The sequence below is a fragment of the Candidatus Villigracilis affinis genome (assembly GCF_016705895.1).
Lineage (GTDB): Bacteria > Chloroflexota > Anaerolineae > Anaerolineales > Villigracilaceae > Villigracilis > Villigracilis affinis.
The window spans coordinates 573,391-586,613 of sequence record NZ_JADJKT010000036.1; the positions used below are offsets into that span (position 1 = coordinate 573,391).

The 13,223-nt window shown below is 49.2% G+C and carries 13 protein-coding genes and 2 pseudogenes; 1 reads left to right on the plus strand and 14 read right to left on the minus strand.

All coding sequences use genetic code 11. The annotated features are described in order from the left end of the window. Positions 1-163 precede the first annotated feature (163 nt). The 8 genes and pseudogenes from IPI86_RS17880 to IPI86_RS17915 form a co-directional block, all read right to left on the minus strand. A pseudogene (locus IPI86_RS17880) lies at positions 164-538 on the minus strand (isochorismatase family protein); the annotation flags it as partial. A 623-nt stretch (positions 539-1,161) separates the two neighbouring features. Then, a pseudogene (locus tag IPI86_RS17885) lies at positions 1,162-3,164 on the minus strand (copper-translocating P-type ATPase). After that, on the minus strand, positions 3,065-3,310 hold the full coding sequence (locus tag IPI86_RS17890) for a hypothetical protein (protein ID WP_345299369.1): 246 nt from the start codon (positions 3,308-3,310) through the stop codon (positions 3,065-3,067). The pseudogene IPI86_RS17885 and the gene IPI86_RS17890 overlap by 100 nt, the downstream one beginning before the upstream one ends. 23 nt (positions 3,311-3,333) lie before the next feature. Further along, on the minus strand, positions 3,334-3,642 hold the full coding sequence (locus IPI86_RS17895) for a polymer-forming cytoskeletal protein (RefSeq protein ID WP_345299370.1): 309 nt from the start codon (positions 3,640-3,642) through the stop codon (positions 3,334-3,336). Between the two features lie 156 nt (positions 3,643-3,798). Next, positions 3,799-4,323, minus strand: coding sequence for a hypothetical protein (locus tag IPI86_RS17900; protein WP_345299371.1), 525 nt, complete (start codon positions 4,321-4,323; stop codon positions 3,799-3,801). Positions 4,324-4,350: 27 nt separating this feature from the next. After that, positions 4,351-4,851, minus strand: a complete 501-nt coding sequence (locus IPI86_RS17905; RefSeq protein ID WP_345299372.1) for a sigma-70 family RNA polymerase sigma factor — start codon at positions 4,849-4,851, stop codon at positions 4,351-4,353. Continuing rightward, positions 4,838-4,981 carry a hypothetical protein gene (locus IPI86_RS17910; RefSeq protein WP_345299373.1) on the minus strand — a complete coding sequence of 48 codons (144 nt, stop codon included), beginning with the start codon at positions 4,979-4,981 and terminating at the stop codon, positions 4,838-4,840. Before IPI86_RS17910 ends, IPI86_RS17905 begins: the two co-directional genes overlap by 14 nt. Positions 4,982-5,168: 187 nt before the next feature. Continuing rightward, on the minus strand, positions 5,169-6,068 hold the full coding sequence (locus IPI86_RS17915; protein WP_345299374.1) for a type II CAAX endopeptidase family protein: 900 nt from the start codon (positions 6,066-6,068) through the stop codon (positions 5,169-5,171). Between the two features lie 207 nt (positions 6,069-6,275). On the opposite strand from IPI86_RS17915, the gene IPI86_RS17920 reads away from it, so the two are divergent. Continuing rightward, positions 6,276-8,843: a tetratricopeptide repeat protein gene (locus IPI86_RS17920; RefSeq protein ID WP_345299375.1), complete on the plus strand. Its 2,568-nt coding sequence runs from the start codon at positions 6,276-6,278 to the stop codon at positions 8,841-8,843. A 196-nt stretch (positions 8,844-9,039) separates the two neighbouring features. On the opposite strand, the gene IPI86_RS17925 is transcribed toward IPI86_RS17920, so the two are convergent. The 6 genes from IPI86_RS17925 to IPI86_RS17950 all read right to left on the minus strand — a co-directional run bounded on the left by IPI86_RS17925 (position 9,040) and on the right by IPI86_RS17950 (position 13,212). Next, the gene (locus IPI86_RS17925) at positions 9,040-9,513 is read right to left on the minus strand and encodes a methylglyoxal synthase (RefSeq protein ID WP_345299376.1); all 474 of its coding nucleotides are present in this window, start codon (positions 9,511-9,513) and stop codon (positions 9,040-9,042) included. A gap of 30 nt (positions 9,514-9,543) precedes the next feature. Beyond that, positions 9,544-10,266, minus strand: a complete 723-nt coding sequence (locus IPI86_RS17930; RefSeq protein WP_345299377.1) for a hypothetical protein — start codon at positions 10,264-10,266, stop codon at positions 9,544-9,546. A 479-nt stretch (positions 10,267-10,745) separates the two neighbouring features. Further along, the gene (locus IPI86_RS17935) at positions 10,746-11,438 is read right to left on the minus strand and encodes a hypothetical protein (protein ID WP_345299378.1); all 693 of its coding nucleotides are present in this window, start codon (positions 11,436-11,438) and stop codon (positions 10,746-10,748) included. After that, on the minus strand, positions 11,413-12,378 hold the full coding sequence (locus IPI86_RS17940) for a hypothetical protein (RefSeq protein WP_345299379.1): 966 nt from the start codon (positions 12,376-12,378) through the stop codon (positions 11,413-11,415). Before IPI86_RS17940 ends, IPI86_RS17935 begins: the two co-directional genes overlap by 26 nt. Positions 12,379-12,419: 41 nt before the next feature. Next, on the minus strand, positions 12,420-12,728 hold the full coding sequence (locus IPI86_RS17945; protein ID WP_345299380.1) for an HU family DNA-binding protein: 309 nt from the start codon (positions 12,726-12,728) through the stop codon (positions 12,420-12,422). A 46-nt stretch (positions 12,729-12,774) separates the two neighbouring features. Continuing rightward, the gene (locus IPI86_RS17950) at positions 12,775-13,212 is read right to left on the minus strand and encodes a CBS domain-containing protein (RefSeq protein ID WP_345299381.1); all 438 of its coding nucleotides are present in this window, start codon (positions 13,210-13,212) and stop codon (positions 12,775-12,777) included. Between the last annotated feature and the right edge of the window lie 11 nt (positions 13,213-13,223).

The window sequence follows — 13,223 nt, forward strand, 5'->3', positions numbered from 1 at the left end:
GACGGGCAATGAGCAACAACAGAGAGATAGGCTCTCGTGTGGATTATAAAAGCTCAGCAGCAACAAAGTCGGCAAGCCAAATTCACGAACAAAAGTCAGTTTATTTCCCTGATGGATGGCGAGAAACCCCTCGGTCTTTCAGGTAGATGGTTATCTCCATAACTTATTCCAAAATCAATTGAAGCAGTGCGTTGGTTTCCACAACTGTGGCAAACTCGCCATTCAGAGTTGCCAGTGTCACATCATGGATCTCTTGCGCGGAGTATTTTCGTCCATTGTGACCAGTGAGATCGAAGGCTGCGGTGGCATCTGAGACGAGGTAGGTTTCGAAGCCGAAGTTGCCTGCCATGCGCGTCGTTGTGGAAACACAGTGCGGGGTGGTGAGACCGACGATGACAAGCGAGTTACATCCGATCTCCCGAAGTTGCCGCTCCAAATCTGTGCCGATGAAGGCACTATTGACGTTTTTCTGGATCAACGGTTCACCCGCCCGTGGTTGCAGTGCGTCTTTGATGGCGTTGCCTGGATGAGCGGGATTCGATGGGCTTGAATGCAGCCACGATATAAGTAAAAAAGCGACCTGGTTCATTGTCGTCTTCGTCCAATGAATACCAAGCCACTTTTTTATTTTGTTTATTCGAAATCCACGCCGAGAGTAACGTCGTTTTTCCAAACCCTGGCGGAGCAGAGATGATGGTTACCCTGCCATTTATGCCTGCTTGCACGCGATCCATCAAGCTGTGTCGATGAACAAATCCTTCTGCTGGCAGCGGCGGGTACAGTTTCGTTAACAGGATCGGAAACGGCATAGAGACAATTATGAAGGGAAGCGGCCAACTCCATGGGCTGCCTACAAAGAGCACGAAGTCGCACACCTGTCCTCCCACATGCTCCGTTTAAGGGATGATAGGCAGGCACCCCCCAAGAATCCTTTGCGCCTTCGTGGTCAATCAAAGCTCATTCTTTTGGCCACTCACAAACATAAATTTTGCAAACCATCCTGAAGCGTATCGGCATTTATATTGAAGCTTTAAGAGCGGATTACGAAAAATACAGTGAAGAGATACGGTCACTACATTTGACGGAGGCATTGCAATATCGTCTAAATATCATGATTTGAACAAACCCACACTGGATATTCAGTGTGGGTTTGTTCGATCTCTACAACTTAGTCCTTCTCAATAACTGCGCATTGACAGCAACTACGATGGTGCTGATGGACATGAGCAGCGCACCCACCGCAGGCGAGAGCAGAACGCCCCAGTTCGCGAGCACACCTGCCGCCAACGGGATGGCGACGATGTTGTAGCCTGCCGCCCACCACAGGTTTTGGATCATCTTGCGGTAACTGGCGCGGCTGAGTTTGAAGATCTTGACCACATCCAGCGGGTTGCTGTTGACGAGGATCAAGCCCGCGGATTCGATGGCAACGTCTGTGCCGCCGCCGATGGCGATGCCGACATCGGCGCGAGTGAGCGCGGGCGCGTCGTTCACGCCGTCGCCGACCATTGCCACGCGATTACCGAGCTTTTGCAGTTCGATGACTTTCTGGTCTTTGTGTTCTGGCAGAACTTCGGAAAAGACGCGTTTGATGCCAAGCTGTTTTGCGACCGCGCTTGCAGTGGCGTGACTGTCACCTGTGAGCATGGCGACTTGAATTCCCATTTTTGTTAATTCATCCACTGCCCCTTTGCTTTCGGGACGGATGACATCCGCAACGGCGATCGCGGCGATGATGTTCTCTTTTGTGGTCAGATACACAACGGATTGCGCATTGCTGTTGGCAGAGTCTGTGAATGTTTTGATGTTGGATGCGGGAGACAAGGCAAGCATTTCCAGCAGACGCGGTCCGCCGATGTAGTAGGTCTGTCCATCGTAGGTGGCTTGGACGCCGCGTCCTTTCAAGGCGGAGAAATTGCTGACGGGTGGAATGACCAGTTGTCGGTCGCGTGCGAAGCGGCGGATGGCTTGAGCGATCAAATGCTCGGAGTCAGATTCAAGCGCAGAGGCGAGAGCCAAGGCTCGGGCTGAGTCCCAGCCATCCGCTGTGGTCATATCTGCAACGCCGAATTGACCTTGCGTGAGCGTGCCTGTTTTATCGAAGATGACGATGTCAATTTCACGCGCGGCTTCGAGCGCAAGACGGTCGCGGACGAGGATGCCGTTCTGTGCGCCCATTGCGGTGGTGATGGCAACGACAAGCGGAACCGCGAGTCCGAGCGCATGCGGACAGGCGATGACGAGAACGGTGACAACGCGATTGAGAACTTCGATGTTGAAGGTATCGGCGGAGTCCACGCGATGGCAGTGAGCAGCGCGGAAGCCAGCGCAATGTAAAAGAGCCAGCCCGCGGCTTTATCGGCAAGCACCTGCGTTTTGGATTTGGATTGCTGTGCCTGTTCAACGAGACGCATGATACCCGCCAGCGCGGTTTCGCTCCCTGTTGCAGTGACTTTCACGCGCAGGCTGCCGTCGCCGTTGATCGTGCCAGCGATGACTTTCGCGCCATACATTTTATGCACGGGAATCGATTCGCCTGTGATCATGGATTCGTTGACATTGGAGTGACCATCAACCACTTCACCATCGGCGGGAATACTCGCGCCAGGGCGGACGAGAAGCAGGTCACCATGTTTGAGCGCAGAGACGGAAACCATTTCGGTCATGTCGCCGTGATGGATGCGCTCGGCGGTATCGGGCATGAGTTTGGCGAGTTCATTGAGCGCACCAGATGCCTGACGCACGGAACGCATCTCCAGCCAGTGACCGAGCAACATGATGTCGATCAGCGTGACGAGTTCCCAGAAGAAGCCTTCGCCCAGGTTGATGAACTGTGCCGCGACGCTGTAAATGAGCGCGACGGAGATCGCCAGTGAGATGAGCGTCATCATGCCTGGCTTGCGTTCTTTTAATTCAGGGACTGCCATTTGCAGGAAGGGAATTCCGCCATAGGCAAAAACGACGAGCGAGAAGACGAACGGAATCCATTCGGCGAATGGGAACATGGGCGGCATAAATCCGAGCCACATTTGGATCATTCCGCTGTAGGCGAGCACGGGAATGCTCAACAACAGACTCCACCAAAAGCGGACGCGGAACATCTGCTCATGTCCGCTGTGGTCTGTGCCGTGACCTGCATGAGCGGAGTGGTCTTCGTGAGACATTTCTGCTTTTCTTCGTGGGACATTTCAGCTTTTGCGGGCATGTTGTGCATGGAATGATCCATGCCGCCATGTGCGGAATGATTCTCCATCGGTTTGCTGGCATGGTTCGAATGGTCATGCATGTTGTGTTGATCAGTTGTGTTCATGGTTACCTTTAAACTTTCGTATGTTATTTGGATACATTGCCTGAAAGAACGTTTATGTCGCCGTTTACATCGGCTTGATTTTCGACCTTGAGGTTTCCGGTTAGCAGGAATACATCGCCTTTCACTTCTCCGCTGACGATTAGATTACAGCACAGCATAATCACTGAGCCATCCACAGAAGAACCTTCCAACAGGTCGGCATTTTGCGCGAAAAGATATCCCGCAGGGTCTCCCGGAGTGTAGTTACGCTCCTTCACGACCATCTCGTGTGATTGGATTCTACTGGCGATCAGAGCGCATCCACAAAGCCAATTACGCTGATCAAATGGCATGCCATTAAAAACCTGACAAATATTTTGTGTTTTGAATTTTTCATTTCTTTACCTTTATTTGAAATCAGGATATTTTCTTACTTCAAGAAGGAACCAATTACATGAGTAGGAATATAAAAGGCAACCCGCAAAAGAATTGCTGCAACAAAACCGTATTTACGAAAGAAAACAGCTTGAAGAAAGTTCGCTAAAAAAGATTGAACAAGCACAAAGGTCAAAGCGAGGGGCGCAAGCACCTGTGACGCAGCAGTATTTGTTCAGGGGTTCAATGATCGAAGTCAGGATCGCCAGCATCCAAAAGACTTTTTCGCGGGCACTTTGACTACGAACAAAGATCGAGATCATTCCAAGTAAGAGAGGGATGGTCAATAAACGATAAACCACTTCAACAAAAATTGCCCCGGCTGAATAAACAAAGATCGAAGCGGGGAATGCAACATCAGTTGACTTAATATTCAACTGCTCCTGTTGCAATCGGGACATACCAGTAATCAGATCGGTTGCAAGAAAGAGACTTCCGAGCAGCAGACCTGTGATGATCGGAATGATCAGACGCTGTTTGTTGGACACTCTGGCATCCCAGGCATTGGGGAAACCCGTGCGCATCGATAACCAGACACCGATCAGCCCCATGATGCCGATCGCGATCATACCTTGAGGTTCAAAATTGATCGTAGACATATATAACTTCTCCTTAATAAAATCGATCTATCCATAAATTGCAGTAACGGGGTACAGCTCGCCCTGAAGGTTCGTAACATCCCTAAGTTTGTCTCTCATCTGAATTCGTGCCCTGGCGAGCCTGCTCTTCACCGTTCCCACAGGGACATTCAACGCCTGCGCGGCTTCCAGATAATCAAAGCCCTGAATATCGATCAATGTAATGATGTCTCGGTAAATATCCTGCAGCTCATCGAGATTGCGATATAGAAACTCATGATCTTCATTTTGTTCAACGGCGTCCTCCACCAATGCATTCGGGTCGGCGATCCAATAGGGAGTTTCCATTTCCTCGCCATACTCATCTTTGGGGAAAAGCGGTTGGGACGGTCGTCTCGCCGACTGCCTCAGCCAGTCATATGCCGTGTTGGTCACAATGCGCATCAACCAGGCGCGGAACGAACCGCCGCGAAATCCGCGGATATTTTGGAACGCCTTCAGGAAGCCATCCTGCGTCACTTCCTCTGCCAGCCATTCATCGTTCAACATCGCAAGGGCGTGATGATACGCAGCATTCCTGATGTTTCAAGACCAGTTGATTGAAAGCATCCAGATCGCCATTCGACGCACTCTCTATCCATAACTCTTCCATTCCAGCGGGTTGATTTTTGAGTTCCATTTCGCTTATCCTGCATATACCTATAAAAGTGTTCTTCATCCTTCCCCTACTTTATTTCTTTTCCAAAAGAATTGGTATCAAGAATTCGCACATTTCACTGGACAAAAAATAGCACAATCAGTTTTAGGCAGAAAAAACGCATCGCTCTTTCGAGTGTCACACTCGAAAGAGCGATGTGGGGAACGGCCTAGGCTACATCTTCCCGTTCAGGGCGGTATCCAAGAGTGCCGCGGGTCAGAACGAGGAGCAGGATGGCAACAATGCCAAAGGCAATTATGTTGACCCAGCCGGATTCCAACACTTTCATAAAGCCCGTGAATTCAACATCCTTCGGGACAAGTTCATTCGTCAACTGGGTAGCCGCATTGCCGGAAGCATGCAGCACGATGGCGATCCACACATTGCCACGCGAGCCGTTGTACACCCAGCTATAGAGGAAGGTTGCAACCATGGATGTCAAAACGAAACGTGCAAAGCCTTCCAAAGTAAACGGATCAAACAAAGGCGTAAGCAAGGCGGGCAGATGCCAGATCCCATGCAGCGTTCCGAGGATCAAGGTCGCAACAATGGGTCCATATTGTTTTTGCAAACGTGGAAACGCAAAACCGCGCCAGCCTGGTTCTTCCCCAATGGAGGGGATCACCAAACCGATCAACACGCCAGGCAGGAATACAGAAAGAAGCAGGGACGGGTTCGCCATAAGGTTGGCAATTGGAGCGCCGTTGTAGATGAAGCTATAAGCGCCAACCCAGATCACAATCGGAACTATGAAGATGACCGCATACCACTGCAAACCAGCTCGAAACTGGAACATGCGGCGGAAGAGGCGGCGCATTCCATCTTTCCCTTCGAGCACGCCTGTCACCCAGAAAGCAGCAACGGTTGGTCCCAGAAGCGAGCTGAGAACGAAAGACGCAAAACTCAATGCCTCTGGGACAGCAGCAAGCTCAAGGGCATCGATCACCATTGGCGAGATGAAGAACCACATTACGCCATACGCGAGGATAAAGTAGGAAACCAGTGGATGGTTTTTGATAAAAACTGAAAAGCCTTTTTCGTTCGAAATGGTACTGGTAAGTGTAGACAAGATATTTTCTCCTTTAAAAATTTATATGGTTAATTTTGATCCTGAACAATTGATATTTGTTAATCTCATTTGGCTCCTTTCCATGCTCACTTTATACAGAAAAACAAGCCTTGTTGGGTGTCAAAATAAATCACAAAATATCGTACAAAAAATAGTACAATATAAAAATTGACCCACTTTTATTGGTATGAGCAGCGAGGATAGATCATGGATTATTCATTTGGTACATGGATAAAACGCAGGCGAAAAGCGCTGGACCTTACCCAGCAGCAACTCGCCCAGCAGATCGGTTGTTCCCCTTCCCTTATTTTCAAAATAGAATCCGACGAACGCCGCCCCTCACGTCAGATGGCGGAACTGCTCGCCGAAAAACTGGAAATACCCCCCGAACAACGTCCCAACTTTTTGAAAACTGCTCGACAGGAAAAGAGCATCGCCAATCTGGGGACGATTCCGCTTCTTTCCGCGCTTGAGCCTGATTCTGCTCCCAATCAGAATCCTGGCAACTTGCCTATCTCTCCCACCCCGCTCGTCGGGCGCGAGCACGAACTTAACGTCATCACCAAACAACTCCTTGAACCCGCCTGCCGCCTGCTCACACTCACGGGACCTGGCGGTATTGGCAAGACGCGTCTCTCCATCGAAGTGGCGCGTCAACTCGAAACCCATTTTGCAGACGGCGTGTACTTCATCTCGCTCGCTGGCATCGGCACGCCTGATTCGATGCTATCCGCCATTGCTGATCTGCTCGGGCTGGGTTTCTCTGGTCCTGCCGATCCCATTGTGCAGCTCGCCAACTTCCTTGGCAAAAAGCAAATACTCCTCGTTTTCGATAATATGGAACATCTGCTTTCAGGCGGAAGTTTGCTTGGCGAAATTCTTCAACAAACGCAGCATGTCAAAATGATCGTCACATCACGCGAGCAATTGCGCCTACAATGGGAATGGCTCTTTGAAGTGCAGGGACTTCCCATCCCTGAAGAGACCGATTCTCAAGTCCTTGAAAACAACAGCGCGATCCAACTCTTCATCCAACGCGCCCGTCAGGCATCGCAAAGTTTTTCGTTGGAGGCAGAGGACACGGCGGCACTCGTCCTCATCTGCAAACTAGTCGGCGGACTTCCGCTCGCCATCGAACTCGCCGCCTCGTGGGTGCGAATTCTCTCCTGCCGCGAGATCATGCAGGAACTTGAAAAAAGCCTCGACTTTCTTGAGACCCGCAAACTCGATGTTCCCCTACGCCATCGCTCGATCAAAACCGTTTTCGATCATTCATGGAAGTTGCTCACTGATGATGAACGCTCTCTGTTAATGAAGTTGTCCGTGTTTCAAGGTGGATTTACCCGCGAAGCTGCCAATGCCGCAACAGGAACTTCGCTCTCTTTATTATCTTCATTGGTAGATAAGTCCCTTCTTCGCCACAGCAAAAATCCAGACCGATACGATCTGCATGAGTTGGTCCGCCAATATGCGTTTACCCGACTCCAATCACATCCCTCGGAAGAAGAACTAGCCTCTGAAAAATATGCTGAGCATTATGCCAACTGGATCTCTTCATTGGAAGCTCCCTTCAAAAGCGCGCTCCAACCACAGACCTCGCATCAGATCCGCATGGAGATGTGTAACTGGCATTGCAGTTGGGATTGGGCAGTTCAACATCAACGCCTCGACCTGTTGCGCAAAATGACTCCCTGCCTAAACTGGTATTTTGAAGTCCATGGATACTATGATGAAGCCCTTTCCGCGTTCAAGCCCGCTGTGGATAGTCTCCGTGCAAAAGGCGCACCAGCCACTTTGAAAAGCGCTGCTGAAAAATCTGCCTTTGCCCTTCTGGTGGATTCAGTCGGCTGGTTCGAATTCCGCACAGGGAATTTTGAGTGTGCCATCCCCCTTCTCGCTGAAAGCTTGGAGATCGCCCGTGAATATGATGACCCTGAAGTGATGTACTACATCCACGGGAATTGGGGTTATCTTTCCCTGATGACAGGCGAAGTTTCAGAAGCAGGCAGGCTGACCATCGAAAGCCTCCGTTATGGACAAATGCTCACGCCATGGCACGTCGCCATTCCCAAAAGCGTGCTGGGGATCGTTGCCTATCAACAGGGAAATTTGAATGAAGCGTATCAAAAATTAAATGAGAGTCTCAAGATCTGGCGTCCCGTGGGTGACCCGCGTGGACTGGTTTTCTGTATGTTGTACATGGGCATGACCGCCCTCGCCCTGCAAGACCTCACAGCCACCCGTTCCATTTTGCTGGAGAGCAATCAGATCGCAGAAGCCAACATGGACCGCTGGGCATATGCCTTCGGGTTGGATATGCTTGGGATGGTCGCGCTGGCTCAAGGTCAAAATGAAGAGGCGCTTGAATACTTCCAACACAGTATTGCACTTTCGAAAGAGATCGGTGACCAGCTGAACGGCACGCAGACAATGATCCACATGGGGCAGGCGTACGCAGCGCTTCGACATGAAAATGAAGCAAAGCGCGTGTTCCTTGAAGCCTATGCCAATGCTCAATCATCCAAATGGACGCCTATTCTTTTGAATGCGTTTCTCTCTTATGTTGAAACACAGCCTACCCTTCCCGTAGAAACAAAACTTGCTGCGGCATTGTCCATCCTTTCGCATTCTTCTATTACGTCAAACCTGCGCGCACGCAGTGAGTGTTTGCGCAATGAAATTACGTCAATGCTTAAGTCGCAAGAACTTGAAAACGCTGAGAAGCTTGCAGGCGATAAAAGTGCAGAAGTCTTGGCGCAAGAGATAATGAAGTAGTCTCCCATTTCCCTCCATATGAATTACGCCCATCTTTCATAAAAAGATGGGCGTTTTTTGCAACGGTGACATGATCTACAAAATCACTGTATCAAGATTATCAATTCAAACTTTTCAATAAATCAGCAAACTCAGCACGGTCAAGGTCTGTGTCATTCGAAGGAGCGGCAATTCCCATGCAAAAGTGAATCCTTAATTACTCAGAGACAGCTTCCATCTTCGCCCGATTCCTATAGGCATCATATTCAGGCAAAAGGCGGTTGTATTCTTCATCCATTAGAGGTGAGGAAACCATAAAATCTGCCGTAGCCCGGTTACAAGCGATAGGGATATTCCAGACAACAGCCATCCTCAATAGTGCTTTTACATCTGGGTCATGAGACATAGACTCAAGCGGGTCCCAAAAGAAGATCAGAAAATCAATGTCACCATCGACGATCTTGGCTCCAATTTGCTGATCACCACCAAGCGGTCCACTTTCGAGCTTATGAATGGGAAAGCCAAGTTCCTGCTCCAGTAACGCGCCGGTTGTACCGGTTGCATATACCGTGTGATGTGCCAGAAGGTCTCTGTTATATTTCGCCCATTCGACCAGATCCTTCTTCTTATTATCGTGGGCCACAAGAGCAACTTTTTTATCACGTTCGATCGTTATTCTGTTTTGTTCCAAGAGAGCTCCTTACAATTGAAATATCCTTCATTAAATGAGCTTTGTTCCTCGGTTGTCAAGTAATGCGGCTCTAATCTCAGCAATGACCCTTTCCTCGGAATCTGCAGGGACCATGGTAATTAATTTATTCCGATCAGGTTGTGAATCCAATTCATCTGCCAGGCGCCCGGTACCACTCAAAGCGATAATAGGGCGGCCATGTTCCAGGCTTAATTCAATATCGGTGCGGGAGACATCCCCCCCATTAATAAGGATCGTCACAGATCGGCTGCCTTTCGATAGAATCGTTGCAGTCTCCACGATCCAAGACGATTCTTCGCCAAAATGTCTGCCAGGCACAAGAATAAAATGGGAATAATGTTCCTCCAACTGCCAGCGCTTCGTACCCCACCATAAAAATTTTGTACTGGATGGGCCGCCGGGCCAGGTAACCAACTCCTCAGGCGATATGCCGATCAAAGGAAATTCATAGCGGTTTTGCCAGCGCACCTGACCGATCTCTGCCATCACCCCCATATCTGTCCCACCGCAGATGATTAAAGCATGCATATCTTCTGCGACTACGGAGATGGCCTGGATGGCTTTCTTAGTTACGACAGCCTGCTGTTCGTCAATCCCGCCACCGATCAAAACAATAACAGGATAATTCGCCTCTAAACACAGTTCAGATGCTACTTCTTCCAAATCTGAGTGTTTGCGGGGGAACACGCAAAGCACTTGCTGGTCTGGAAAACTGAGCTTTTCAATACGCATACTTACCTTTCTTTAAAATACTACTGGCTCTGTATACCCGCAGGACCTGACTATGTGCCAATTACTCGACTACAACAGTACTCAACTTCGGCTTTAAAATCAGACGCACTCTCGCGTAAATAAACACAATGGGATAAGCTAAAAGAGTGAGAATATCCATGGCTATAAAGAGCAGATTCAACTTCATTTATTCTCCTTGAGATTGCTTGAAACGATAAACATAACCAATGCGTTCGGTCAGTTATTTTCCCTTTTTATTTTTATGCTTCGACCCGTTGGTAGTGTCCAAATTTCCCCTATTATGAGCCGCCTCATTGTTTTTTATCAGAGACTGTACAGGCGAGATCTCACCCAGGCGTGTATTGGAGGGAATGCCCGCCTTATCTTTGGAAATTGTGTTGCTTTGTTTCGGCTTACGTTTACTTACACCTTTGCGTCCCATTTGTTTCTCCTTGGTTTGAAATCATTGAAATACAGGTTTATTTTTTCTGGCGGAGATGCTGAGGAAGTCCGGCAGTCTCGTCCAGTAACTTGCCAATCCGTTTGATCCTTTGTCGGTTGGCTTCGTGCTCTGCAACCCGCTTATTGAATTCGTCTTCATCTATGATCACAATATCAGGCGGGTTTTGCGCGGAAAGCTGCAGGGTGGCCTCATCCCTTAGCTTTATATCGTCAAAAACTTTTAGGAATGCGCTCGCAACTTGCCGCACAAATGTACGTTCATCCACCGCTGCGGCGTCTTCAGGTGAAACACGCACAGGTTCCGGCGCATGGTCATAAACAACCCGAACGGAAAGCTTGCCATTATCGATAAAGGGATAATCTATGTGCGTTGGTAATTTGCCCAGCTGTCCACGATCCAGAATAAAGGCGTATCGAAGACCATCACTGTTGCAAGACACCACTTGTAATTGCAGCTCATTTGCAAGATCGTGCAACAGGCGCGGATCGAAGTAGTTACCAAATGGGATTGTCGTATGCCTGGCAATATATCCATTATTGAGAATGCCAAACAGAACAATCATCCCAGTATCGGGGTCTTGCGCCAGCCGCCAGCGTTTAAACCGCGGCAACAAACCCCATTTATTTAAAACTGTTGAGACCTGCGTCCTGATCTGCCGTATTTTTCGATCGAAATATTGAGGCTCAATTGTCTCGGTTATCATCTTCATCCTTGTCTTCGCCATCGAGCAATGTGTTCTTGACATCATCAAGCCATTCGTGCACTTCATTGTCCGGTGTCGTAAGTTGAGAAACATTTTCGATGATATCGCTTTCCACATACGGCAATGCGTGACGATGATTTACAAACTCAGTTGGCGGAGGCGGAAGTTTGCCAACGGGATTTTCCAGAATCCGCTGGTTGGCTTGTTGAATCCTTAGCCAGCGCCAGAAGCCCCAAAGAGCAAAACCTGCCAGAAGCACGATAAAGGTCGGAAGGCACCACATCCATAAAAAGTCGATGGGACCCTGCCTTTGCTCTTCACGCTGGCGTGTTTGTTCCACATACCATTGCGCTGTGGAGGCAGCAATCTGGGTTTGTGTTGCGATGTTATTGGCAATTGCAGTTTGAGTGCCTGCGGCCAGATCGTTCTTCCCCTGCTGAGTCATTACAGCGTTCGCACTTTGTGTTCCTGCAACCTGTATTACTTGCAGATCGTATTGTGCCTGGGTTTGCCGAATTGCATCCTGTTGTAGTGCAGCGTTCTGTGTAGCCCCAGCCGAATTTAGGGTGGCAAGTGCCTGAGCACGCACAATTTCGGCAGTAGCTGCTATTTGAGCCGCAATGACATTGGCGTTGTTTTGTTCCTGGGTCTGAACCGCATTTAATGTTGCATTGGCCGCATTGAATGTCGCCTGCGCGTTGGCACGCACAACCTCGGCGTTGGCTGCCGCTTGATTATTTTCATTAATCTTTACCTGGGTTTGTGCTATCAGGGTGGCTTCAGCGCATGCCACGCAGGGGATGTTTTCTATTAACGGTGTGGACAGCAACATTTCCTGCCCTGCTACCGGTGTTGTTGTCACTCCAGCACATGCAGCCAAAATTAACATCAATAATGTCAACACCAAAACAGAGGCAACATGTGAACCGCGGCGCATAGCATTCATACTAATTTTCCAATCCAGCAAAATAAAAGGCTGCCAGGAACTTATACGGCATCTTTCAGTGCTTTGAGAAGCCGCACCTTTATCACCTTATGGGCCGCCTTTGCCTTATAGATCATCGGCTCTTTGGTAAAAGGATTGACACCTTCATGCTTGCGCGTGGCAGGTTTCTCAACGACGTTCAGTTTAAGCAAGCCGGGGATAAGGACCTCGCCCGGTCCTTGCTTGCCAAGTTCCTGGGCGATCATCGAGTTAATCGTCTCGAGCGCCGACGAGGCTTGTTTCTTATTTAGGCCGCTTTTCTCAGCGAGGGTGGTCACGAACTGGGTCTTGCTCATTCTTTTGTTCGACATTTCATACCTCTTTTATTCATCAACCGTATTTATCGTAAACAACTTTTCACACCCCATCGGCTTGCGAAATTTCCTTCACCATCGCACCAGTTTTTTTAGGATGATTAAACCGTGTTGCCACATCGGCCTGGGCAATAATCCCCAGAATCTTATGGTCATCATCTACGATCGGAATACGGCGCAGTTGGTTCTCAGACATTGCATCCAGTGCCTTTTGCAGGTCATCTTCGGCAAGGCAGGTTACCACCTTGCGTGTCATCACAGTCTCTACCTTGGTGGATTTGGCATCAAGCCCTTCAGCAACGATCCGTAAGGTTAGATCGCGATCTGTTACGATGCCAACGAGCCTTTTCGTCTGTTCATTTTCAATGACTGGGATGGAACCGACATGCTTGCTCTTCATCAATTCCGCCGCTTCCGTCACCAGATCACTTGGCAGGCAACAGACAGGATTTTTCGTCATTACTTCATTACACTTTCTCATAACAGTTCTCC